21 protein-coding genes and 2 tRNA genes are annotated in these 23,525 nt (G+C 64.5%); 4 read left to right on the top strand and 19 right to left on the bottom strand.

The features are described 5' to 3' along the window. Positions 1 to 84: 84 nt before the first annotated feature. The 7 genes from ndk to AADZ78_RS18285 all read right to left on the bottom strand — a co-directional run bounded on the left by ndk (position 85) and on the right by AADZ78_RS18285 (position 7,818). Complete coding sequence (gene ndk, locus AADZ78_RS18255) at positions 85 to 495, bottom strand: nucleoside-diphosphate kinase (protein WP_085249492.1); 411 nt, start codon at positions 493 to 495, stop codon at positions 85 to 87. 61 nt (positions 496 to 556) lie between these two features. Beyond that, a complete protein-coding gene (locus tag AADZ78_RS18260; protein WP_085249493.1) occupies positions 557 to 961 on the bottom strand; it encodes a DUF4233 domain-containing protein in 405 nt (134 codons plus the stop codon). Further along, positions 958 to 2,400, bottom strand: a complete 1,443-nt coding sequence (gene folC / locus AADZ78_RS18265; protein ID WP_085249494.1) for a bifunctional tetrahydrofolate synthase/dihydrofolate synthase — start codon at positions 2,398 to 2,400, stop codon at positions 958 to 960. The genes AADZ78_RS18260 and folC overlap by 4 nt, the downstream gene beginning before the upstream one ends. After that, positions 2,397 to 5,057: a valine--tRNA ligase gene (locus AADZ78_RS18270; protein WP_085249495.1), complete on the bottom strand. Its 2,661-nt coding sequence runs from the start codon at positions 5,055 to 5,057 to the stop codon at positions 2,397 to 2,399. The genes folC and AADZ78_RS18270 overlap by 4 nt, the downstream gene beginning before the upstream one ends. A gap of 79 nt (positions 5,058 to 5,136) precedes the next feature. Beyond that, positions 5,137 to 5,766: a LysM peptidoglycan-binding domain-containing protein gene (locus tag AADZ78_RS18275; RefSeq protein ID WP_085249496.1), complete on the bottom strand. Its 630-nt coding sequence runs from the start codon at positions 5,764 to 5,766 to the stop codon at positions 5,137 to 5,139. 101 nt (positions 5,767 to 5,867) lie between these two features. Next, positions 5,868 to 6,455 (bottom strand): DUF937 domain-containing protein, encoded by a 588-nt coding sequence (locus AADZ78_RS18280; RefSeq protein WP_085249541.1) that lies wholly within the window; start codon positions 6,453 to 6,455, stop codon positions 5,868 to 5,870. A gap of 106 nt (positions 6,456 to 6,561) precedes the next feature. Beyond that, a complete protein-coding gene (locus tag AADZ78_RS18285) occupies positions 6,562 to 7,818 on the bottom strand; it encodes a saccharopine dehydrogenase family protein (RefSeq protein WP_085249497.1) in 1,257 nt (418 codons plus the stop codon). A gap of 54 nt (positions 7,819 to 7,872) precedes the next feature. On the opposite strand from AADZ78_RS18285, the gene AADZ78_RS18290 reads away from it, so the two are divergent. Further along, entirely contained in the window at positions 7,873 to 9,021 is a 1,149-nt protein-coding gene (locus tag AADZ78_RS18290; RefSeq protein ID WP_085249498.1) for an FAD-dependent oxidoreductase, read from the top strand. A gap of 86 nt (positions 9,022 to 9,107) precedes the next feature. Here the strand turns inward: AADZ78_RS18290 and AADZ78_RS18295 are convergent, their stop codons facing one another. The 5 genes from AADZ78_RS18295 to clpX all read right to left on the bottom strand — a co-directional run bounded on the left by AADZ78_RS18295 (position 9,108) and on the right by clpX (position 16,001). Then, positions 9,108 to 9,704, bottom strand: coding sequence for a transglycosylase family protein (locus tag AADZ78_RS18295; protein WP_085249542.1), 597 nt, complete (start codon positions 9,702 to 9,704; stop codon positions 9,108 to 9,110). Between the two features lie 1,087 nt (positions 9,705 to 10,791). Further along, on the bottom strand, positions 10,792 to 11,382 hold the full coding sequence (gene mobA, locus AADZ78_RS18300; RefSeq protein WP_264033510.1) for a molybdenum cofactor guanylyltransferase: 591 nt from the start codon (positions 11,380 to 11,382) through the stop codon (positions 10,792 to 10,794). A gap of 1 nt (position 11,383) precedes the next feature. Further along, positions 11,384 to 12,466: a 2-oxoacid:ferredoxin oxidoreductase subunit beta gene (locus AADZ78_RS18305; RefSeq protein WP_085249500.1), complete on the bottom strand. Its 1,083-nt coding sequence runs from the start codon at positions 12,464 to 12,466 to the stop codon at positions 11,384 to 11,386. Beyond that, positions 12,463 to 14,424, bottom strand: a complete 1,962-nt coding sequence (locus AADZ78_RS18310; RefSeq protein ID WP_139828565.1) for a 2-oxoacid:acceptor oxidoreductase subunit alpha — start codon at positions 14,422 to 14,424, stop codon at positions 12,463 to 12,465. Before AADZ78_RS18310 ends, AADZ78_RS18305 begins: the two co-directional genes overlap by 4 nt. A 296-nt stretch (positions 14,425 to 14,720) precedes the next feature. Further along, entirely contained in the window at positions 14,721 to 16,001 is a 1,281-nt protein-coding gene (gene clpX, locus AADZ78_RS18315) for an ATP-dependent Clp protease ATP-binding subunit ClpX (RefSeq protein ID WP_085249502.1), read from the bottom strand. Between the two features lie 279 nt (positions 16,002 to 16,280). Here clpX and mmuM point away from each other — a divergent pair, with 279 nt between their 5' ends. Continuing rightward, a complete protein-coding gene (mmuM, locus tag AADZ78_RS18320) occupies positions 16,281 to 17,159 on the top strand; it encodes a homocysteine S-methyltransferase (protein ID WP_085249503.1) in 879 nt (292 codons plus the stop codon). Between the two features lie 63 nt (positions 17,160 to 17,222). Here mmuM and clpP2 read toward each other — a convergent pair whose 3' ends face one another. The 4 genes from clpP2 to AADZ78_RS18340 form a co-directional block, all read right to left on the bottom strand. Then, positions 17,223 to 17,858 (bottom strand): ATP-dependent CLP protease proteolytic subunit ClpP2, encoded by a 636-nt coding sequence (gene clpP2, locus AADZ78_RS18325; protein WP_085249504.1) that lies wholly within the window; start codon positions 17,856 to 17,858, stop codon positions 17,223 to 17,225. Continuing rightward, positions 17,855 to 18,439, bottom strand: a complete 585-nt coding sequence (clpP1, locus tag AADZ78_RS18330) for an ATP-dependent CLP protease proteolytic subunit ClpP1 (protein ID WP_085249505.1) — start codon at positions 18,437 to 18,439, stop codon at positions 17,855 to 17,857. Before clpP1 ends, clpP2 begins: the two co-directional genes overlap by 4 nt. 118 nt (positions 18,440 to 18,557) lie before the next feature. Next, on the bottom strand, positions 18,558 to 19,979 hold the full coding sequence (gene tig / locus AADZ78_RS18335) for a trigger factor (RefSeq protein ID WP_204081262.1): 1,422 nt from the start codon (positions 19,977 to 19,979) through the stop codon (positions 18,558 to 18,560). A 55-nt stretch (positions 19,980 to 20,034) separates the two neighbouring features. Next, positions 20,035 to 20,111: transfer RNA gene (locus AADZ78_RS18340), tRNA-Pro, on the bottom strand. Positions 20,112 to 20,255: 144 nt separating this feature from the next. Between AADZ78_RS18340 and AADZ78_RS18345 the strand changes: the two genes are divergently transcribed. Together AADZ78_RS18345 and AADZ78_RS18350 are read left to right on the top strand one after the other, a co-directional pair. Further along, positions 20,256 to 20,326 (top strand) — tRNA-Gly (locus AADZ78_RS18345). Between the two features lie 31 nt (positions 20,327 to 20,357). After that, positions 20,358 to 21,539: a serine hydrolase domain-containing protein gene (locus tag AADZ78_RS18350; RefSeq protein WP_085249507.1), complete on the top strand. Its 1,182-nt coding sequence runs from the start codon at positions 20,358 to 20,360 to the stop codon at positions 21,537 to 21,539. Between the two features lie 6 nt (positions 21,540 to 21,545). On the opposite strand, the gene AADZ78_RS18355 is transcribed toward AADZ78_RS18350, so the two are convergent. The 3 genes from AADZ78_RS18355 to AADZ78_RS18365 are packed head-to-tail and all read right to left on the bottom strand — an operon-like array spanning position 21,546 to position 23,513. Continuing rightward, on the bottom strand, positions 21,546 to 22,352 hold the full coding sequence (locus AADZ78_RS18355; RefSeq protein ID WP_085249508.1) for an Fpg/Nei family DNA glycosylase: 807 nt from the start codon (positions 22,350 to 22,352) through the stop codon (positions 21,546 to 21,548). A gap of 9 nt (positions 22,353 to 22,361) precedes the next feature. Beyond that, positions 22,362 to 22,841, bottom strand: a complete 480-nt coding sequence (locus tag AADZ78_RS18360; RefSeq protein WP_085249543.1) for a ribose-5-phosphate isomerase — start codon at positions 22,839 to 22,841, stop codon at positions 22,362 to 22,364. A 48-nt stretch (positions 22,842 to 22,889) separates the two neighbouring features. Then, the gene (locus AADZ78_RS18365) at positions 22,890 to 23,513 is read right to left on the bottom strand and encodes an Rv2466c family mycothiol-dependent reductase (RefSeq protein ID WP_085249509.1); all 624 of its coding nucleotides are present in this window, start codon (positions 23,511 to 23,513) and stop codon (positions 22,890 to 22,892) included. Between the last annotated feature and the right edge of the window lie 12 nt (positions 23,514 to 23,525).

Raw genomic sequence — 23,525 nt, forward strand, 5'->3', positions numbered from 1 at the left:
GCCAGTATCCCACATCGCCGTGCGGGTTCACTCTCGCCTTAGCTGGCTGCCCCGCAATCAACCGCAGGAGCCCGCTTTGCGGCGCTAAACGCCGGGAAACCAGAGCGCGATCTCGCGCTGGGCAGACTCGGCCGAATCAGAGCCGTGCACCAGATTGAATTGCGTTTGCAGACCGAAATCACCCCGGATGGTGCCCGGCGTGGCCTGGTTCACCGGGTCGGTGCCCCCGGCGAGCTGCCGAAACGCGGCGATCGCTCGCGGTCCCTCAACAATCGCCGCCACCACCGATCCCGAGGTAATGAACTCCAGCAGCGATCCGAAAAACGGCTTGCCCTCGTGTTCGGCGTAATGACGGCTGGCCAGCTCATCGCTGACCTTCCTGAGCTCCAGCGCCGCGATGGTGAGGCCCTTTTGCTCGATGCGCCTAATGATCTCGCCTATCAACTGACGTTCGACACCGTCAGGCTTGATCAATACCAGGGTCCGTTCGGTCACGGTGCACAACAATAAATGCCTACGGCTGCCAAGGCGAAACCTGTCCGAGAAAGCCGTCCGCTCAGGGCGGCGGCGAGAAGCCGCGTTCCTGGCGTCGCCGAACCTCGGCACGAAAATACGCAATCAGTGCCCATAACGCGGCGAACAACACACCCATCACGCCGACACCGGGGTAGACGGCGAAGCCGGATACCAGCACGAGCTGAACGCCAAGGTTCACCCAGATCGCCCAGGATCTGCGCTGCAGGCCGGCAAGGAGAACCAAAACTGCGGCAAGCCCGATCAAATAACTCAGCGATACCGGGCTCAACCCGCCACCTACCGCGCCCACTACCGGTATCGCCAGTAGCACCACGATCGCCTCCAACAGAAGCGTCGCGGCCATCACCGCACTAAAACTCTTCCAGGGGTCGGCCGGCGGCGCCGGTTCACCAGAGTCGCGCGCCTGTCCCGGCTGATCAGTCATTGCGGGTCACGACCGAACAGTGTGCGAGCAGCGCCAGCGGTGACCACCGAACCGGTGATGACAATCCCGGTACCCGAGAACGCGTCGCCTTCCTCAGCGGCGGCATCGACCAGCGCGGTCGCAGCGTCAATGGCATCGCGCAGGTTCGCGGCGGGAGTCACCCGGTCGGGGCCAAACCGTTCCTCGGCCGCCAATGCGAGTGCCTCGATATCCAACGCACGCGGTGATCCATTGTGGGTCACGACGACGGAATCGAACACCGGCTCCAGCGCGGAGAGGATTCCGTCCACGTCCTTATCGGCCATGACACTGAGCACACCGACCAGCATTCGGAAGTCGAACTCGGCGGCCAGTGCCTGCGCCAGCGCGTTCGCCCCGGCCGGATTGTGCGCGGAGTCGATGAACACCGTTGGCGCGCTGCGCATGCGTTCCAGTCGTCCTGGACTGGTGACGGCGGCAAAACCGGCTCGGACAGCATCGACGTCGAGCTGACGCTGGGCACCCGCGCCGAACAACGCCTCGACCGCGGCAAGTGCGACTGCCGCGTTATGCGCTTGGTGTTCGCCGTGTAGCGGCAGGTAGATGTCCGAGTACACTCCGCCGAGGCCTTGTAGTTGCACCACCTGCCCACCGACTGCGACCTGTCGGCCCAACACGGCGAACTCCGAATCCTCGCGGGCGACCGCCGCTTCGGCGCGAACCGACTGGGCCAACAGCACCTCCATGGCCTCGGGCGCCTGACGCGCGATCACCGCGACCGTGTCCGGCGAACCGCCAGGCGCTCGAGCGATGATGCCCGCCTTCTCACCGGCGATCTGCGCGATGGTGTCACCAAGGTATTCGACGTGGTCGACGCTGATCGGCGTGATGACCGCCACCGGCGCATTGATCACGTTAGTGGCGTCCCAGCGCCCGCCCATGCCTACCTCGACCACCGCGACGTCGACGGGCGCGTCCGCAAACGCGGCGAACGCCATCGCGGTGAGCACCTCGAACTTGCTCATCGCCGGTCCATCGGCGGCCTGCGACTGCTGGTCGATCATCTGCACGAACGGCTCGATCTCCCGGTACGTCGCTACGTACTGCGCCGGGCTGATGGGTTTGCCGTCGATCGAAATGCGTTCCACCGCCGACTGCAGGTGTGGGCTGGTGGTTCGTCCGGTGCGCTGATGCAGGGCGGTCACCAACGCGTCGACCATTCGCGCCACCGAGGTTTTGCCGTTCGTGCCGGCGATGTGGATCGACGGGTAGTTGCGTTGCGGCGAACCGAGCAGGTCCATCAGCGCACTAATTCGGGTGAGACTCGGTTCGATCCGGGTCTCCGGCCAGCGCTGGTCCAGCAGATGTTCGACCTGCAATAGCGAAGCGATCTCGTCCGGAGTTGGAGCCACGTCGGTACCACGACGGGGCTCCGGCGGGTCGAACGCCTCGAAATTCATTGCAGCGCGGCCAGTCTGGCGTGTATCCGGTCGGTTTCCTCTTGCGCCAGCCGCTGACGGTCGCGGATTTTGGCGACGACGGCCTCCGGCGCCTTGGCTAGAAAGTCCGCGCTGGCCAGTTTGGCTGCCGTTGACGCAAGCTCCTTTTGCGCTGCGGCCAAGTCCTTTTCGAGACGACGCCGCTCCGCGGCCACGTCGATGGCGCCGGAGGTGTCGAGTTCGACGACGACCGTGTGGTTCATCTTGGGGCCGAGTCTCACCTCTAATGACACCGACGGGCGGAAATCCGGCCCCGGTGCGGTGAGCCACGCCAGCGATGTCACGGCGGGCACCTGAGCGCTCAGATCGGCGGCGTCGACACCGGACAGCCGGGCCGGCACCTTCTGCCGGTCCGCCAGGCCTTGATCGCTGCGGAACCGCCGCACCTCGGTGACCAGCTTCTGCATGTCGCTAATCCGTTGCGCGGCAACCGGGTCCAGCACCATGCCCGAAGACTGTGGCCACTCGGCGATAACCAGAGACTCTTGGCCACTCAGCGCCTGCCACAGCGCCTCGGTGATGAATGGGATCACCGGGTGCAGCAACCGCAACAGTGTGTCGAGTCCCGCGGCCAGGACGGCAGTGGTGTGGGCGAGCCCGTCGGCAAGTTGCGTCTTGGCAAGTTCGACATACCAGTCGCAGAACTCGTCCCACGCGAAGTGGTAGAGCGACTCGCAGGCGCGGCTGAACTCATAGGAGTCGAACGCCGAATCAACCTCGGCACGAACCTCTTCCAACCGTCCCAGAATCCAGCGATCGGCGTCGGTCAATTCGGCCTGTTCCGGCAACGGTGCCAGCGCGGCACCGTTCATCAGTGCGTAGCGGGTAGCGTTGAAAAGCTTGGTGCCGAAATTGCGCGACGCCCGCACGGCATCCTCGCTGACGGCCAAATCCCCGCCCGGACTGGCGCCGCGGGCCAACGTGAACCGCAACGCATCGGCGCCGAACTTTTCCACCCAGTCCAGTGGATCGATCACGTTGCCCTTGGACTTGCTCATCTTTCGGCCGAACTCGTCGCGGATCAGCCCGTGCAGGAACACGTCGGTGAACGGCACTTGCGGACCCCGGCGGCCGTCCAGCGTAATGGCGTCGTCACCGCCGACGAAGGTGCCGAACATCATCATCCGCGCGACCCAGAAAAACAGGATGTCGTAACCGGTGACCAGAACGCTTGTCGGGTAAAACTTTTCCAGCTCCGCGGTCTTGTCCGGCCAGCCCAACGTGGAGAAGGGCCACAGCGCCGACGAGAACCAGGTGTCCAGAACGTCGGGGTCCTGTTCCCAACCCTCCGGGGCCGTTTCATCAGGGCCGACGCAGACTTTCTCACCATCGGGTCCGTACCAGATCGGGATGCGGTGACCCCACCACAGCTGCCGAGAGATGCACCAGTCGTGCATGTCGTCGACCCAGGCGAACCAGCGTGGTTCCAGGCTGGCGGGGTGAATCACGGTGTCCCCGTTGCGCACCGCATCGCCGGCGGCCTTTGCCAGCGACTCCACCCTGACCCACCACTGCAGTGACAGCCGTGGCTCGATCGGCTCGCCGCTGCGCTCGGAGTGTCCGACGCTATGCAAGTAGGGGCGCTTCTCCTCGACGACCCGGCCCTGCGCCGCGAGAGCCTCGCGCACCGCGACCCGAGCTTCGAAGCGGTCCATGGCGTCGAATTGCGTTCCGGTGTCCACGATCCGGCCCTTGGTGTCCAGGATCGAAGGCATTGGCAATTGGTGGCGCATCCCGATTTCGAAGTCGTTCGGGTCATGAGCGGGTGTGACTTTGACTGCGCCGGTGCCGAATTCGGGATCTACGTGATCGTCGGCGACGACGATCAGCTCCCGGTCCACAAAGGGATGGGGCAAGCTGGTGCCGACCAAATGGCGGTAGCGCTCGTCGTCGGGATGGACCGCGATCGCGGTGTCGCCCAGCATCGTCTCAACCCGGGTGGTGGCGACCACGATGTGTGGTTGCGAGTCGTCGAGCGAGCCGTACCGGAACGACACCAACTCGCCCTCGACGTCCTGATAGTTGACCTCGAGATCCGAGATCGCCGTCTCCAGCACCGGTGACCAGTTGACCAGGCGCTCGGCCTGATAGATCAGCCCGGCGTCGTAGAGCCGCTTGAAGATCGTCCGCACCGCGCGCGACAGGCCCTCGTCCATGGTGAATCGGTCGCGGCTCCAGTCCACTCCGTCACCGAGGCGGCGCATCTGGCCGCCGATGGCTCCGCCGGACTCGCGTTTCCAGTCCCAAACCTTGTCGACGAACAGCTCCCGGCCGTAGTCCTCCTTGGTTTTGCCGTCGACGGCGAGCTGCTTTTCCACCACACTTTGGGTGGCAATACCGGCATGGTCGGTACCCGGTTGCCACAACACCTCGTAGCCCTGCATGCGCTTGCGGCGGGTCAGGGCGTCCATCATGGTGTGTTCCAGCGCGTGGCCCATGTGCAGGCTGCCGGTCACGTTGGGAGGTGGCAGCACGATCGAATACGGGGGCGTGCTACTGCTCGGGTCCGCGGTGAAGTAGCCGGCTTCCAGCCACTTCTGGTAGATCGCGCCCTCCATCGCGGCCGGATCCCACGACTTGGGCAGCTGGTCGTCGGTGGGGCGGTGGCTGGCGGTCACCGGTCAATTCTAGGAACCGCCGCCTACCGGCGTGTAAGCGCCCGAATCCGCAGGTGATCCGGCGGTTAAGGACTCGCGATCAAGGTATCGTGAGCACCTGGCCGGGGTAGATCAAGTCCGGATTCGGAATGCCGCTGGCATCGGCAATTACCTGGTATTTGCTGCCATCGCCGTAGAAGCGCTCCGCGATGGCCCACAAGGTGTCACCCGAAACGACGGTGTAGGTCCGCGCGGCGGGTTCCGGCGCGGCCGGCTCCGGCGCAGCCTCGGTCTCCGAGACGGCTTCTGCGGTTAGCCCTGGTGCGGCTTGCTCGACCGGCTGGGCCGACTCGGCGGCAGCGGCTTGCTCCGCGGCAGCGGGCTCGGGCGGCGGGGCATCAGTCTCCGTATGCGTCGACCATGCCGGGCCATCAGCCGCGTAGAGCACCAGGTTGCGGTCATCCTGAAGCACGAGTTTGACGTCCTTCTTGCCCTTTGTGTCGGTGTGCCAGACGGGTTTGTCTGCCGTGTAGACGACGAAGTTTCCGTCGCGCTGCACTTCGGCACGCACCACATCCTGGCCGTTGGTCGACGTGGCCCACAGCGGCGTACCACGGGAGGCCAGCACCAGGTTGCCATCCTCTTGCAGGGTGAGGGTGTAGGCCCCGTTGTGAGAAACCAGCGATTCCCCCCGCACCAGCTTCTGTCCTTCAGTCAGCGTGTCTTGCATAGCGTTCCCTCTCGATCCCTCTCGTTAACCAGTCCGGCCAGCTCAAGCCGAACGCATTCCCCGATAACGACGAGCTAGACGCAATCACGTTGCCGCGCTTGCTATTTCTTTCCGCCGAGCAAACCGCCCAGGATGTCCCCAAGCGCACCGCCCTTGCCGCCCTTGCCTGCCAGGACGCTGCCCAGGATGCTCCCCAACGATTTGTCGCCCGAGCCACCAAGGATGCTGCCCAGCACTTCACCCAGGCCGCCTGACGCCTTTTCCTGCGAGGCGGAACTCTCCGCCGCGCCGGTGGAGCTAAGCCGTTTTCCGATGTACGCCAACACGATCGGGACCAGGACCGGCAGCAACCGCTTGAGCAACTCACTATCGCCGGCCCCGCCATCGGCCAGCGCCGATGCCACCTGGTTGGTGTCATTGCCGCCGAAAAGCGTCGCAACCGCCTGGTGCCCGTCGCCCTCGTCAACCTGGTCTAAGCCGGCGTCGAGCAGGCCGCGGTCGGCGTGGCCACTGGCGGCGGACACGATCCTGCCGGCGTGTTCGGGATCTTGGGAGTTCTGCTGCAGTCCGCTCAACAGCACCGGCACCAGCGTGTGAACCGCGGCTTCAACCTCACCTTCGCCAGCGCCGAGCTTATTGGCTATTTCAGCCGTGGGAATCTGGGCGTACAAATCGTCAAGACCGGCCATCGGTTCACCCACCTTCATTGCTGGGTTGTGATGCTGGGATGTAAGCCAGGTCACCTACGACACTAGACTCACACGGCCGCGGGCGACACCCCTGCGAAGGAACGGATCAGTTCAGCCGCTCGGTCCGCAGCGACACACCCGCGGCCGGGAAGCGTGCCAGCAACGCATCACCCATCGCGGCGGCGGGCGTCAGCACACCATGCAATTCGGAGAGCTTGTCGCGGTCGAGCGCGAGCGCAAGACCGCACTCACCCAACAGCACCGAGGTCGCCTTGTAGCCGGGGTCGCCGCGCTGTTCCATGCGCGCCATATAGCGTGCACCGGTGGTCGTGGTGGTATACGTCTCGACGCGGTAGTAGCCGCGCTCCCGAGTCCTCGCGCTCGGACCGGTGCCGGGTTTGGGCACAACGCGCTCCACCAGCCGGCGAGGTAGCAGCCGGAAATAACGGTTGCCCAACCCGAACATCGCGTTGCCGAACCCGGTGACGATGGCCGCCGCCACGGGCGCCACCGGCGACGACCCTACGCTCAGGGTTTCGGTGTAGCGGAATCGCTTTCCGTACGCCCAGTCAAGTAACGCGTTGCTGCGTCGTACGATCCGGGTGTTGAAGGGCGCCATCAGGAACCCTGCTGTCCACAAGCCCGTCAGTTCGGGCGCAAGTTGCCGACCGCGACGCAATGGCAGATCAGGCTGCGCGCCCAGCTCGGGCTCTGCGGCACGGTCGCTGCTCAGCGTGTACGGGTCGGCCATCCGCTGGCGCGCGTCAGGGTCGCGCGAGGCGGTGCTCATTATTTCCAGCAACGAGGCGATGGTGCCGCCGGATGCCCCGCCCCACATCGAGCGCACCACGAAGTTGGTGTCTGTCAACTCGCCCGCGCTGCCGTCCCGTGCCGCGCGGTACAGCGCGTACACGCTCAGATCCGAAGGGACCGAGTCGAATCCGCAAGAGTGCACGATACGGGCACCGGTGTCGGCGGCCTGCTTGTGGTACAGGTCGATGGCTTCCCTCACGAACATCGCCTCGCCGGTCAGGTCGGCGTAATCGGTGCCGGCGGCGGCACACGCGGCCACCAGCGGCAGCCCGTAGCGCGTATACGGCCCTACCGTGGTGATGACAACCCGGGTGCGGGCGGCCATCTCGTTGAGCGTGGTCTGCGATCCGGCGTCCGCGGTCAGCACCGGCCAGGACCGCGCGGATTCCCCGAGCATGTTGCGAACGGCGAGTAAGCGTTCGCTCGACCTGCCTGCCAGCGCGATTCGCGCATCTCCCCCAGCCCGCGCCAGGTACTCGGCGGTCAGCTTCCCAACAAATCCAGTCGCGCCGTACAGGACGATGTCGAACTCACGCGGCGTTAGGGTCACACGCCCGACGCTACTCCGAGGGTCTCGGCCGTCCCGCGCGACTACGTTGACCCCATGGCGCACAGCATCGTCATCATCGGAGCGGGCATCGCCGGCCTGGCAACCGCGGTAGCGCTGCAGCAGCGCGATTGCAACGTCAGCATCATCGAAGAGCGCACCGACACATCGACCGGCACCGCGATCAGCATCTGGCCCAACGCGCTCGCAGCGCTCGACGAACTCGGCTTGGGTGACGCGATCCGCGCGGCCGGCGGCCGGATCACGGCAGGAGCGCTCCGCTGGCGCGACGGCTCGTGGCTGCGCCACCCTGCGTCCGAAACCCTGATCGCCACGCTGGGCGAGCCGTTGGTCGTCGTGCAGCGATCGAGCCTGCGGGACATCCTGACCGCGGCCGTGCGCGGCGGGACCATCGAATACGGCCTGGCGGCCAAGGGACTCCGCGCCACCGTCGACGGCGTGCAGATCAGGTTGTCGGACGCGACGGTCCGCGAGGCGGACGCCGTGATCGGTGCCGACGGCATCGGCTCGATGGTGGCCCGCCACCTCAACGGTCCGCTGGCCCACCGCTACGCGGGCTGTACGGCGTGGCGCGGGATCGCCTCTTACGCCATGGATCTGGAGCTGGCCGGCGGGACGCTTGGACCCGGAGTGGAAACCGGCCACGTCCCGGTCGGGCCCGATCGCACCTATTGGTACGCCACCGAACGTGCACCCGAGGGCCGCCTGGCACCTGAAGGCGAGTTGCCCTACCTACAGGGCAAACTGGCCGGATGGGCCGAACCCATCCCGAGCGTTCTGGCCGCGACCGCACCCGCTGACGTGTTGCGTAACGACCTCTACGACCGCACGCCGGCCCGGCATTGGACACGAGGACCCGTGGTGCTGGTCGGCGACGCGGCCCATCCGATGCGCCCGCATCTGGGCCAGGGCGGCTGCCAGGGGATAGAAGACGCCGCGATCTTGGGGGCATTCGTGGAACGAACCACCGACCTGCCGACAGCCTTCGCCCGGTTCGCCACCTACCGCCGGCCGCGGATCGCATCGCTCGTACGCGAGTCGGCATTGATCGGCCGGGTTATCAACCTGCGCCCGGCATTTCTCAGTGCGGCGGCCACCCGCGCGTCCGTGCTGGTGCCGGAGGCCATGTTCACCCGGCATCTGGCAGCCGTGGCGTCACGGTCGGCGTTCGTTTTGCCCGCCTAATCCCGCCGAGCAGACGCAAAGGCACCCTTTTTGGATGCCAAAAGGGTGCCTTTGCGTCTGCTCGGCGGGGAGCGGCCGGCCGGTGATCAGCCGCGTCGGCCGCAGACCGGCCACGCGCCGATCCCCTGCGAATGCAACACATTCTCGGCCACCCGGATCTGCTCTTCCCGGCTTGCGGCACTCGCAGATCCGGTGCCACCGTTGGCGCGCCAGGTGCCGGCGGTGAACTGCAGGCCGCCCGAGTAACCATTTCCGGTGTTGATTGACCAGTTTCCACCGGATTCGCATTGCGCGATCGCGTCCCAGTTCACGCTGTACGCCTTGACGGGCGCGGGCGCGGGCGCGTCACCGGGCGGCGGGGCGTCCGGGGCCGGCGGGACGTTGGGATCAAAATCCACCGGCTCTGGTGCAGGCGCCGGCGGCAGGTCGACTGGCGCGACCTCGGCGTCTGGTGCGGGAGGTGGCGGCATGTCCGGGTCAAAGCCCACGAGCTGCGGATCGAGCTGTGGATCGGGCGCGTCGGCGGGCGGGGCCGGCGGCACGTTCGGGTCATAGCCCACAGCATCCGGCCCGGGGGCCGCGTTTGGGTCGGCGGCATCCGCGTAGGCGATACCAGTGGACGGCACGGTCACGAGCGTCCCTGTGATCGCGGCGACGATGAGCGTCTTACGGACGGTCTTCAACATTGTTCCTTTCGCGGTGCGCGCGCGCCAAAGCCAGCCCACAGGTGTGGGTTGGTGCCTGATGCGTTTCGAAATTGCTGCTTTGGGACGTGCCGTCTCGTTTCGGCACGACAGCGGAGGGCTTGATCTGCCCGGCGTGGCTGCTCGCCGACCGCCTGCGGGGCGGCTCAACGTATTCAGCGCCGTCCCCAGCTCCGCTCACACGCGGGTCCGTGGATTCAATTGTTTTATCGCCCGGTTCGGGGCTAAGAGCACAGTACGATAACGATTCGAATTAGTCACTCCGCCGACCAGATATATCAGTTCTATAACGCGCCGATCACAACGCACCATCGTGATTTGTTCATGCAGGTCAACTACCGATTTTTGTCCCACGCCAAACTTTCGCGCAGACAACGTTATCGTGAGCCGAATCACGCGAATATTGTGAGCTGCACCACGAATTTGCCGGGCGGTCATCGAGGATCACCAGGCATAACGCCTCGGCGGTGTCCTAGGTCACAGCAGCCAACCCAGACTCGACGTCTAGTAGACCTTGAGCCAAGGCTACCGAGCGTGCTCAGCTAGTTCTTCAAATACGCAGTGCCACAGCACTATTCATCAATAAGCTGGAAGCGCACCGCTGGCGCGCGTTGAGGCAGAAGCAAACATCGTTATCGCTGAAAGATGCGCTTTTGCACTCGATTTCATCGCGCGCCCCACATCGCAGGCCGGGGCCGCCGTAGCGTCCGCAGCCGAGCGGCACCAGCACCGCTACCGTCGTGCAACCGGTTAGGCATTCCGCAACGCCTTTGCTACGTATCAGCTGAATTTCTCCGATTTGCGCATAGCTGGAGTACAACTCGACTCAAACGAAGATCTTCGGTGCCGATCGAGTACCAAATACATTGTGTTCCAACAGAATACGCAGGCATCATCACGTGGGACTCGGCTTTCCTCTCCTCGGCAACGTAATGGCGACCCAAGTCCAGTCGCCGCAAATAACGTTTTCATTAGAAAACAGAAAGAGTGAGAAATATGCGACCACTGATAAACAGAAGTCAAAAATTTAGGACACAACGCGCATCAATTAATTGATGCGATGGTTTCAGCGCCCCGGCTGCACCGGTACGCGCAGATCAGCAGCCGAATTCATATTGGTCAGCGGCCGGGAATCCGACACCACAATCTGCTGGGCGTCGGACGCGTCGATGAGGGCGCTCATCTTGCGCTCGCCGGCGGCGACCAACGCATCGACCCGGCCGGCAAGATCAGTCCGGTACACCGCCGCCAGGTAATGGGTGCGACCGTCCCACGGCAACACCACCTCGGCGTCGGTCTCCTCGGCGAGACGGACCAGCTCGTCGATCAGGTCGACAGTCAGAAACGGCATGTCGACTGCGCAGACGAACGCGAACCGAGCACCCGCCTCCGCGGCCGCACGCAATCCACGCCCAGTCGCCGGCAACGGCCCCAGCCCCCGCACCTCGTCGCGCACGACGGGAACCTCCAGGGCCGGCAACGGTTGACCCGGGGCCGCCATCACGAAAACATGTTCGCAGCGCTGCCCGACAACGCTGACGACGTGTTCGACCAGCGTGGAGGTGCCCCCTGGCACCTGCATGGTGGCTTTATCGTGGCCCATACGCCGGGATTCGCCGCCAGCGAGTACCACTCCGGCCAGTGACAGTGCAGCCACGTCAGTCGACGTTCCAGGTGTCGCGTCCACGCAGCAACGATTGCAGTGCGGCACGGTCAGACGGGGCCGAACTCCTGGCGGCGCTGACTTGTGAACGGGCCGCGTCATCATAGGTGGGCCGGCTGATATGGCGGAAGATTCCGAGCACGGTGTGCTCGAGGTTCTGGTCGGAAAGCCGTGACAGGGCAAATGCGTAGGCCGCGTCGTCGGCGTGCGCATCGTGCACCACAATCTCTTCCACGGCGACGTCGGCGGTTTTGGCCACTTCGAGGCTGAAGCCGGACTTCACCACGCAGTATTCGTCGTTAGCACCGAAGACGATGGGTTGGCCGTGGCGGACATTGATCACCCGCTCTTCGGCGCCCTCCTTGCGCAGCGCGTCGAACGAGCCATCGTTGAAAATCGGGCAGTCCTGCAGGATTTCGACCAGGGCGGCACCGCGATGCTGGGCGGCCGCGCGCAACACCTCCGAGAGGCCGGCACGATCGGAGTCCAATGCCCGGCCGACGAACGTCGCCTCGGCACCAAGCGCCAATGACACCGGGTTGAAGGGGTGGTCCAATGAACCCATCGGTGTGGACTTGGTGATCTTGCCGACCTCGGACGTCGGCGAATACTGGCCTTTGGTCAGACCGTAGATCCGGTTATTGAACAGCAGCACCGTGATGTTGACGTTGCGCCGCATCGCGTGGATCAGGTGGTTGCCACCGATCGACAACGCGTCACCGTCGCCGGTGACCACCCATACCGAAAGATCGTCGCGGGCCAGGGCCAAACCGGTCGCGATCGCCGGCGCACGGCCGTGGATCGAGTGGAACCCGTAGGTCTCCAGGTAGTACGGGAACCGGCTGGAACATCCGATGCCACTGATGAACACGATGTTCTCGCGGCGCAATCCGAGTTCGGGCAGGAAGTTTCGGATGGTGTTGAGGATGACGTAGTCACCGCAGCCAGGGCACCAACGCACCTCCTGATCACTGGTGAAGTCCTTGCCCTTTTGCGGCTGATCGGTCGTGGGCACGCCGTCGTTCTTGGTCAACCTCGGAGTCACACCAAGGTCTATGCCCGCCAGATTGCCGGTCATGCGATAGCTCCCGCTCCAACCGTGGCCGCCCCCAGTTTGGCGACCATTGTCTTGTCTTGCTCAATCTCGGCCAACGTCCCGCCCAGCGCGGCGCGGATAACCCGGCCCACCTCGTCGGCCAGGAATGACAGGCCCTGAACCTTGCTGACCGATTGCACATCCACCAGGTACTTGCCGCGCAACAACAACGCCAGCTGACCGAGGTTCATCTCCGGGCACACCACCTGCGGGTACCGCCTCAGCACGTCGCCCAGGTTTGCCGGGAAGGGCCTGAGATGCCGCAGATGAGCATGGGCGACCTTGACGCCCTTGCGCCGCGCCCGTCGGCAGGCTTCTCCGATGGGGCCATACGAACTGCCCCATCCAATCAGCAACAGCTCGGCGTCTCCGGTCGGATCGTCGACTTCCAGATCCGGTACCCGGATGCCGTCGATCTTGGCCTGGCGTATCCGGACCATGAGGTCGTGATTGACGGGCTCATAAGAGATGTCGCCGGAGCCGTTGGCGGCTTCCAGCCCACCGATGCGGTGTTCCAGACCGGGTGTGCCTGGGATGGCGAATTGACGGGCCAGGGTTTCCGGGTCGCGAGCGTAGGGCTGGAAGGGCTCGTCGGGCTTGGCGAAGGTGTGCTTGATGGGTTCCAGGGTGCTGACGTCCGGGATTCGCCATGGCTCCGAGCCATTGGCGATGGCGCCGTCGGACAGCACAATCACCGGCGTGTGGTACGACACTGCGATACGCACCGCCTCGATGGCCGTCGCAAAGCAGTCCGACGGGGACCGCGGCGCCAGCACCGCCACCGGCGACTCGCCATTGCGGCCGTACAGCGCCTGCAACAGGTCGGCTTGTTCGGTCTTGGTGGGCAGCCCGGTCGAGGGCCCACCCCGCTGCACGTCGATAACGATCAGCGGCAGTTCGGTCATCACGCCGAGGCCGAGCGCTTCGGACTTCAGCGAAATGCCCGGACCCGACGTGCTGGTGACACCCAGCGCGCCACCATAGGCAGCACCCAGCGCCGCGCAAATGCCGCCGATCTCATCTTCGGCCTGGAACGTGGTGACGTTGAAGTTTTTGTGCTTGGACAGCTCGTGCAGGATGTCCGATGCCGGCGTAATCGGATAGCTGCCGAGCACAACAGGAAGGTTGGCGAGCTGACCGGCGGTGACGATGCCATAGGCCAGCGCGGTGTTGCCAGAGATCTGCCGGTACTCGCCGGCGGGCAATTTGGCGGGCGAAACCTCGTAGGTAGTGCCGAAAGCCTCGGTGGTCTCGCCGTAGTTCCAGCCCGCCTTCAGCGCCAATACGTTGGCCTCAGCGATGTCGGGCTTGCGGGCAAACTTCTCGCGGATGAAGTTCTCACTGGTCTGGATCGGCCGCCCGTACATCCACGACAACAGGCCAAGCGCGAACATGTTCTTGGCACGCTGGCCGTCCTTCTTCGATGCGCCGATCGCCTCGACCGCACCCAACGTCAGCGTGGTCATCGCGACGGCATGGACGACGTACTCCTCCAATTCGTCGGACTCGAGCGGGTTGGTTACGTAGCCCACCTTCGTCAGGTTGCGCTTGGTGAACTCGTCCGAATTCGCGATCACCATTCCGCCGCGCGGTAGGTCGCCAATATTGGCCTTCAGAGCCGCCGGGTTCATGGCGACGAGCACATCGGGCCGGTCACCGGCGGTCAGAATGTCGTAATCGGCAATTTGAATCTGGAAAGACGAAACCCCGGGCAGGGTGCCTGCTGGGGCGCGGATCTCCGCGGGGTAGTTCGGCTGGGTGGCAAGGTCGTTACCGAAAAGTGCTGCCTCCGAAGTGAACCGATCGCCGGTGAGCTGCATCCCGTCACCGGAATCACCGGCGAAACGAATAACGACATTTTCCAGGCGCTTCCGACCGGACCCGGCACCAGAAACCCCGTGATGAGACTCTGACCCGGCCTCCCTGCCGTTCGGATCCACGTCTCCGCCTTCCATCTGTTATCCGGACAGGCACTCCGCGTTGCGAGTTTCAGGTTACGCGCCGTCGGAGTGACTCCCCCGCCCTCACGCTTTTGTGTCACTGGCGGTACCAATTATGACACTTATTTTTCGATGTATGGCCGGCTCCGCAGCCCTGCTACCGGCGAGTAGCCAGCTAAAGCCGAAGTCAGCGCGGGCCGGTGGAGGCAACCAAACCAAACTGTGGTATTGGTCACTTCCCGAACGTGATCGCTAATCACGCTTCCCGGCGACAGCCGCCGGGGCCGGCTCGATAGCTAGGCGCTCTTGTCGCGGCGCTCGGCACGCGAGGGCTTGCGCGGCACGATCGTCGGCAGCACGTTGTCCTGCACCGTCTCCTTGGTGACCACAACTTTGGCGACATCGTCGCGGCTCGGGATGTCATACATCACGGGCAGCAGGACTTCTTCCATGATCGCCCGCAGGCCGCGAGCGCCGGTGCCGCGGTGAATCGCTTGGTCGGCGATGGCTTCCAGCGCGTCGTCAGAGAACTCCAACTCCACTCCGTCCATATCAAACAGCCGGATGTACTGCTTGACCAGAGCGTTCTTGGGCTCGGACAAGATCTTGACCAACGACTCCTTGTCCAGGTTGGTCACCGACGCCACCACCGGGAGCCGGCCAATGAACTCGGGGATCAAGCCGAACTTGATCAGGTCCTCGGGCATCACGTCGGCAAAGTGGTCAGTGGTGTCGATCTCCGCCTTGGAACGAACCTCGGCGCCAAAGCCCAAGCCGCGCTTGCCGACGCGCTCGTAGATGATCTTCTCCAGTCCGGCGAACGCACCCGCGACGATAAACAACACGTTGGTGGTGTCGATCTGGATGAACTCCTGGTGCGGGTGCTTGCGGCCGCCTTGCGGGGGAACGGATGCCTGGGTGCCCTCCAGAATCTTCAGCAGCGCCTGCTGGACGCCCTCACCGGAGACGTCGCGGGTGATGGACGGGTTCTCGCTCTTGCGGGCGATCTTGTCGACCTCGTCGATGTAGATGATGCCGGTCTCGGCGCGCTTGACGTCGTAGTCGGCGGCCTGAATGAGTTTGAGCAGAATGTTCTCGACATCCTCACCGACGTAACCGGCCTCGGTCAGCGCGGTGGCGTCGGCGATGGCGAACGGCACGTTGAGCATCTTGGCCAGCGTTTGGGCCAGGTAGGTCTTGCCGCAACCGGTGGGCCCGAGCATCAGGATGTTGGACTTGGTCAGCTCAACCGGCTCACAGCGAGAGTCACGACCCTTCTCGCCGGCCTGGATCCGCTTGTAGTGGTTGTAGACCGCCACGGCTAACGTCCGCTTCGCGGTGTCCTGCCCGATGACGTAGCCCTCGAGGAATTCCCTGATCTCGACGGGCTTGGGAAGTTCATCGAGTTTGACATCGTCGGCGTCGGCGAGTTCCTCTTCGATGATTTCGTTACACAGGTCGATGCACTCATCGCAGATGTACACACCGGGACCCGCTATGAGTTTCTTGACCTGTTTCTGACTCTTTCCGCAGAACGAGCACTTAAGCAGGTCACCGCCGTCTCCGATGCGCGCCATGATGCTTCAGGGCCTACTTCCTGGTTGGTTCCTTGTCGCCTGTTCGTCTTGCTGTGCCGCGTGTAATCCCCGACGCTACCCGCTTATTGCGGCCCCGTGCGACCGTTAGCGGCGAATAGCTTCGTTGATATTCGCGGGATTTCCTGTCTCTTCGTCTGAATGAAACATATAGCCCGACGGGTCCTGTCACTCGTCGAGACGCGCAATGCGTGTCTCTGGCGTGTCGCGGTCGTTACGCCATCTTGAGCTGGCCCCCGGAAATCACCCTACAGTGACGGTGTGGAGTTGGTCGGCGATTTCGTGCTGATCAGCGATGGCGGTCTGGCCACCGAGCTCGAGGCGCGCGGTGAAGATTTGTCTGATCCGTTGTGGTCGGCGCGGTTGCTGCTGGACGCCCCGCACAAGATCACCGAAGTGCATGCCGCGTACTTTCGTGCCGGCGCCAAGATCGCCACCACCGCCAGTTACCAGGCGTCGTTTGACGGCTTTGCCGCCCGCGGGATCGAACCAGACGAAGCCGTCGGGCTGCTGCGCCGCAGCGTCGAACTTGCGACGGCTGCCCGAGACGAGGTCGCCATCGACGGCCTCTTGGTCGCCGCCTCGGTCGGGCCATACGGCGCCGCGCTCGCCGATGGGTCCGAATACCGCGGACGCTACGGACTGTCGGTCGCGGCGTTAACCCGATGGCACCGGCCGCGGTTAGAAATCTTGGCCGACGCCGGCGCGGACGTGCTCGCTCTGGAAACCATCCCCGATGTGGACGAAGCCGAAGCACTCGTGGATTTGGTACACCAGCTCGGCGTGTCGGCCTGGCTCAGCTACACCATCGACGGGACGCGCACCCGCGCCGGGCAATCACTTGCCGACGCGTTCGCGGTGGCCGCCGGCGTCCCCGAGATTGTCGCGGTCGGCGTCAATTGCTGCGCACCCGACGATGTGCTGGCGGCCATCCACATGGCGAATATCGGCAAGCCGGTAATCGTCTACCCGAACAGCGGCGAACGCTGGGATGGCCGCGCTTGGACGGGGCCGCGCACGTTCACGATGGAACTCGCTCGACAGTGGGCCACCGCGGGGGCCCTCATCATCGGGGGCTGCTGCCGAGTGGGCCCGACAGACATTGCGGCCTTGGCGGCCGCCGTGTGCCCGCGAGCGTAACCGGGCTGCGATTTCTGGTGCGAAGTTTCGCAGTGTGGTTACGCTCGCGAGAATCGCGAGCTGTTAGGCGGTCTGCGCCGACAGCTTCCGGTACTCGAGAACGGTGTCGATGATGCCGTAGTCCTTGGCCTCTTCGGCGGTCAGGATCTTGTCTCGGTCGGTGTCTTTCCGAATCACGGCGGCGTCCTTGCCGGTGTGGCGGGCCAGCGTCGTCTCCATCAACGTGCGCATCCGCTCGATCTCGGCGGCTTGGATCTCCAGGTCGGAGAACTGCCCCTGGATCACGCCCGACAACGACGGCTGGTGGATCAGCACACGCGCATTGGGCAGTGCCATGCGCTTGCCCGGTGTTCCGGCGGCAAGTAGCACCGCGGCCGCCGATGCGGCCTGGCCCAGGCACACCGTCTGGATGTCGGCCCGCACGTATTGCATGGTGTCGTAGATCGCCATCAGGGAGGTGAATCCGCCACCGGGCGAGTTGATGTACATGGTGATGTCGCGGTCGGGGTCCAGGGACTCGAGCACCAGCAGCTGCGCCATGATGTCGTTCGCGGACGCGTCGTCGACCTGGACACCGAGGAAGATGATGCGTTCCTCAAACAGCTTGTTGTACGGATTGGACTCCTTGACGCCGAAGCTGGAGTGCTCGATGAACGACGGCAGGATGTACCGCGCCTGGGGCTGGATCTGAGGGTTCATTGCACTTCTCCATTGACGTGGGCGCGGGTGATGATGTGGTCGACGAAACCGTATTCCAGCGCTTCGGGGGCGGTGAACCAGCGGTCACGGTCCGAATCCGCCTCGATGCGCTCGATCGGCTGGCCGGTGAACTCGGCGTTGAGCCGGAACATTTCCTTCTTGATGACGGCGAACTGCTCGGCCTGGATAGCGATGTCGGCCGCGCTACCGGTCACCCCGCCCAGCGGCTGGTGCATGAGGATGCGGGCGTGCGGCAGTGCGTAGCGCTTGCCCTTGGTGCCCGCCGCCAATAGGAACTCACCCATCGAGGCGGCCATGCCCATCGCATAGGTTGCGATGTCGCACGGCGCCAGGACCATGGTGTCGTAGATCGCCATCCCGGCGCTGATCGATCCGCCCGGGGAGTTGATGTAGAGGCTGATGTCCTTGTTCGCGTCTTCGGCGGCAAGCAACAGAATCTGTGCGCACAACCGGTTAGCGATCTCGTCGTTCACCTCTGACCCCAGGAAGATGATGCGCTCGGAGAGCAAGCGCTCATAGACCGAGTCGGTGAGGCTAAGACCCTGCGAGTTGGAGCGCATGTCAGTCACGACTGGGTTACCTGCTTTCTCGAAAGTTCTATATGCACCGACACTAACCAACTGCGTCGGCTGTTTGGTGGTCACGCACCCCCCGAAATAGGCGCGTTCGCTCACAGCGTCAAGTCGTGGCCTCATCGGTCTTGCCAGCCGACTCGGATTCGTCTGCCTCCGCACCCTTCTCATCGGCTTCGTCCAACAAGTCCGTCACGTCGTTTTCGGGTGGCTTGCCGAAGAACTCACTGGTATCGATCGGGTTGCCGTCCGTATCGGTGACCGTCGCCGCCTGGGCCACTGCCTTGATGGCCAGCTCGCGGCGCACGTCGGCGAACATGGACGGTAGCTGGTTGTGCTCCTGTAGGTAGCCAAACAGCTGCTGCGGCTCGATGCCATACTGCCGAGACGTCGTCACCAGTCGTTCCGTCAGGTCGTCCTGGCCGACCTGGATCTTCAGGTCGTCGGCCAGAGCATCCAACAGCAGCTGCCTCTTGACGTCTTTCTCTGAGGCGGCCCGTGCCTCGGCATCGAACACCTCGCGCGACGAACCTTGCTCGACGAGCAATTCATTGAACCTGGCCTCGTCGTGGTTGAGACCGCTGAGGGCGCTGTGGATGACGCTGTCGTATTGGGCCTGCACATACGACTCCGGTAACGGCACGTCGACCCGCTCAAGCAGAGCATCCATGGTGGCGTTGCGAATCTGCTCCGCCTGCTGGGCGCGCTTAGCCTGGCGCACTTGTTCACCGAGGTTGGCGCGCAGTTCCTCGATGGTGTCGAATTCGCTTGCCAATTGCGCGAACTCGTCGTCCGGCTCCGGAAGTTCGCGTTCTTTAACGGACTTGACCGTGACGGTGACCTGCGCTTCGTCGCCGGCATGCTCGCCGGTTGCCAGCTTGGCCGTGAAGACTCGGGATTCGTCAACCGATTGGCCTACGAGCGCATCGTCGAGACCCGCGATGAGCCGGCCGGAGCCGACCTCATGGGACAACCCCTCGGCGGCGGCGCCCGGCACGTCCTCACCGTCGACGGTGGCGGACAAGTCGATCGAGACGAAGTCGCCGACCGCTACCGGCCGATCCACCCCGGTCAGCGTGCCGAATCGAGCCCGCAGTGCCTGCAGCTCGGCGTCGACGTCCTCGTCGCCGACCTCGATCGGATCCACCGAGACCGTCAGCGCACTCAGGTCCGGGAGGGTGATCTTGGGCCGAACGTCGACCTCGGCGGTGAAGGCCAGGTCCTGGCCATACTCTTTCTTGGTCACTTCGATGTCGGGCCGGCCCAGCGGCTGGATCTCGGACTCGGCCAGCGCCTGCCCATACCGGCTGGGCAATGCATCGTTGACGATCTGGTCGAGCATCATCTCCCGCCCGAAACGCGCCTCGAGCAGCTTGACGGGTGCCTTGCCGGGTCGAAAGCCCGGTAGCCGCACCTGCTTGGCGAGCTCCTTGTAGGCCCGCTGGAAATCGGGCTCGAGCTCGGCGAAAGGCACCTCCACATTGATGCGAACCCGGGTAGGGCTCAACTGCTCGACGGTGCTCTTCACGGGTGTGCTCCTTGTGTCGTTTCGGGCGGCCGTAGCCGCAGCTGCAACGCCGGGCTGGTCGGGGTGACAGGATTTGAACCTGCGGCCTTCCGCTCCCAAAGCGGATGCGCTACCAAGCTGCGCTACACCCCGCACTGACCTCGCGATCCTACGGCCCGCCGGGTCCAGCCTCGCACACACCTCTCGTGGAGCTTGGGTCCTCACAGAGCGGTCACATAACAGCGTCGATTAGATTTGATCTGCGCCACCACGTACAGTCTCGCTCGACTAATACACGCGGGCGTAGCTCAATGGTAGAGCCCTAGTCTTCCAAACTAGCGACGCGGGTTCGATTCCCGTCGCCCGCTCGAGCTGATCGTGTGCTCAAAGAAAGGCACCATGAGCGACGTCGATATCCAAGGCTCATGCGTGTCAGATTTCGACAGCGTGCGTGCGGCGTTTGAGCGCAACTTCGCGCTGCGCAACGAGGTAGGCGCGGCCGTTGCGGTGTGGGTGGACGGGGAGCTCGTCGTCAATTTGTGGGGCGGCTCGGCTGATGCTGCCGGATCGCGACCCTGGCGGGAAGACACCCTGGCCACCGTGCTGTCCGGTACCAAAGCCCTGACGGCCACCTGCATCCACCAACTCGCCGATCGCGGTGAGCTTGATCTGCACGCGCCGGTTGCCCGCTATTGGCCCGAATTCGGTCAATCGGGCAAGGAAGCCATCACCCTGGCCATGGTGCTGGGCCACCGCTCCGGCGTAATCGGACCGAACAAGCGGATGCGCTGGGAGGACGTCGCCGACTGGGACTTCGTCTGCGACCAGCTGGCCATCGCGAAACCCTGGTGGAAACCGGGCACCGCGCAGGGCTACCACATGACCACCTTCGGTTTCATCCTCGGCGAGGTGTTCCGCCGAGTCACCGGTCGCACGGTCGGGCAATACCTGCGCACCGAGATCGCCGAACCGATCGGCGCCGACGTCCACATCGGCTTGCGGCCGTACCAGCAACGCCGGTGCGCGGATCGAGTGGACAAACCACACGCCCGGCAGTTGCTGGCCGACGTCGCCGCCCCCGGCCACCCGACCAGCCTGGATGAACATCCGAAGGCCGCGCTGTCGGTCTCGATGGGTTTTGCCCCCGACGACGAATTGGGCTCCAACGACCTCACCCTGTGGCGTCAACTCGAGTTCCCGGGCACCAACGGGCAGGTGTCGGCGCTGGGATTGGCGACCTTCTACAACGCGCTGGCGTGCGAGAAACTGCTCAGCCGTGAGCACATGGACCTGGTGCGGGTTTCACAGGGAGGCTTCGACACCGATCTGGTGCTCGGCCCCCGGGTCGCCGACCACGGGTGGGGCCTGGGCTACATGCTCAACCAGCGCGGCATCAACGGGCCCAATCGGCGCATCTTCGGTCACGGCGGGCTGGGCGGCTCGTTCGGGTTTGTCGACTTGGAGTACCGCATCGGCTACGCATATGTCATGAACCGGTTCGATCCCAGCAAGGCCAACGCCGACCCGCGCAGCGTCGCGCTCAGCAACGAGGTCTACGCGGTTCTGCGTTGCCACCAGTGACACCAATCACACTTGGCAACTCGGGCACCAAAACACATTCCTGCCGTCCAGCGCTGCGGTACGGATCGTCTCGCCGCATACCCGGCACGGCTCGCCGGCGCGCCGGTACACGTAAGTGCGGGGCCGTCCGGGCCGGTACGAGGGCGGGCCGTGGTCGTGCTCGCGGCGCACCACGATGATCTTGCCGCCGCGCAAGCCGATCTTCATCAGCGCCACCAGATCGGTCCATGCCGCGTCGAATTCGCCATCGGAGATCCTCTGCCCCGTCCGATACGGGTCGATGCGGTGCCGAAACAGCAACTCGCTGCGATAGACATTGCCTACGCCGGCGATGACCGTCTGGTCCATTAAAAGTGCCCCAATTGGCCTGCGGGACTTGGCGATCCGCGCCCATGCCCACGAAGGGTCTGCGTCACTGCGGAGCGGGTCGGGTCCCAGCCGGGCCACTACGTGGCTGACTTGGCCCTCATCGATGACCTCGCATACCGTCGGGCCGCGCAAGTCGGTGCCGTATTCGGCGCCGACCATCCGCATCCGCACCTGGCCGACCGGTTCCGGAAGCGGTGTGTCGGCGGAGCGTGCCCACTCGGTGAAGGTGCCGTACAGCCCGAGATGCACATGCACGATCGGACCATCCGCGTAGTGATGGAAAAGGTGCTTGCCCCACACGCTAGTGCGCCGCAACACCCGACCGTCCACAGCGGCGGCGGAATCGGCAAATCGGCCCTGCGGACTGGAGACCGCCACCGGCGCGCCGGCAAACCGGCGCTGGTGCAGCCGGGCCAGGCGGTGCAGGGTATGCCCCTCGGGCATGGGTGTCTTTCAGGCCTGCGCGCCGGGCACTGGCGGCGCTTCGTGGGTGCGTTCGTATTGGGCGAGAATGTCGATACGCCGTTGGTGGCGTTGGGCTTTCGACCATGGCGTCGTAATGAAGGCGTCGACGATGGCCAATGCTTCGGCGACTGTGTGCATGCGCCCGCCGATGCCAATCAACTGGGCGTTGTTGTGTTCGCGGGCCAGCGTTGCGGTTTCCACGCTCCACGCAAGTGCGCAACGGGCTCCAGGGACCTTGTTGGCGGCGATTTGTTCGCCATTGCCCGATCCCCCCAGGACTATGCCCAGGCTGCCCGGGTCAGCCACCGTGCGCGTCGCGGCCGCGATGCAAAACGCCGGGTAGTCGTCATCGGCGTCGTAGCTAAAGGCGCCGCAATCGATTGGCTCGTGTCCGGATTTCTTCAGGTGCTCGAAGATCTGCTGCTTGAGCTCGAATCCGGCGTGGTCAGCACCTAGGTAGACGCGCATGCCGGACATTGTGCCCGACACCATCGCAACTCCGGCCGAGCGCCCGGCTCAGTCGAACTCGGGCGGCTCGGTGCGGGTTCGCTTGAGCTCGAAGAAGTGTGGGTAGGACGCGAACGTCACCGAGGCATCCCAGAGCTTGCCGGCCTCCTCACCGCGGGGGATCTTCGAGAGCACCGGCCCGAAGAACGCCACCCCGTTGACGTGGATGGTCGGCGTGCCGACGTCGTCGCCGACCGCATCCATCCCTGCGTGGTGGCTCTTACGCAGGGCGTCATCGTAGGCGTTGCTGGTAGCGGCGGCCGCCAGCTCTGCGGGCAGACCGGCGTCGGCCAGCGATAGCTTGATGACCTCGTCGAGATCCTTGTTGCCCTCGTTGTGAATCCGGGTGCCCATGGCCGTGTACAGCGGATCCAGGACGCCGGCCCCGTGGGCCTGCTCGGCGGCGATCGCCACCCGCACCGGCCCCCATGCTTTCGCCAAGCCTTCGCGATATTGCTCGGGCAAGTCTTCGCGGTTTTCGTTAAGTATGGCGAGGCTCATGACGTGGAAGTTCACCTCGATGTCGCGAACCTGCTCCACCTCGAGGATCCAGCGCGAGGTAACCCAACACCACGGGCACAGCGGATCGAACCAGAAATCGGCGACGGACTTCTCAGGGGCCTGGTCGGGCATTGCGCGGTCCTC

Source organism: Mycobacterium riyadhense (assembly GCF_963853645.1).
GTDB classification, from domain to species: domain Bacteria; phylum Actinomycetota; class Actinomycetes; order Mycobacteriales; family Mycobacteriaceae; genus Mycobacterium; species Mycobacterium riyadhense.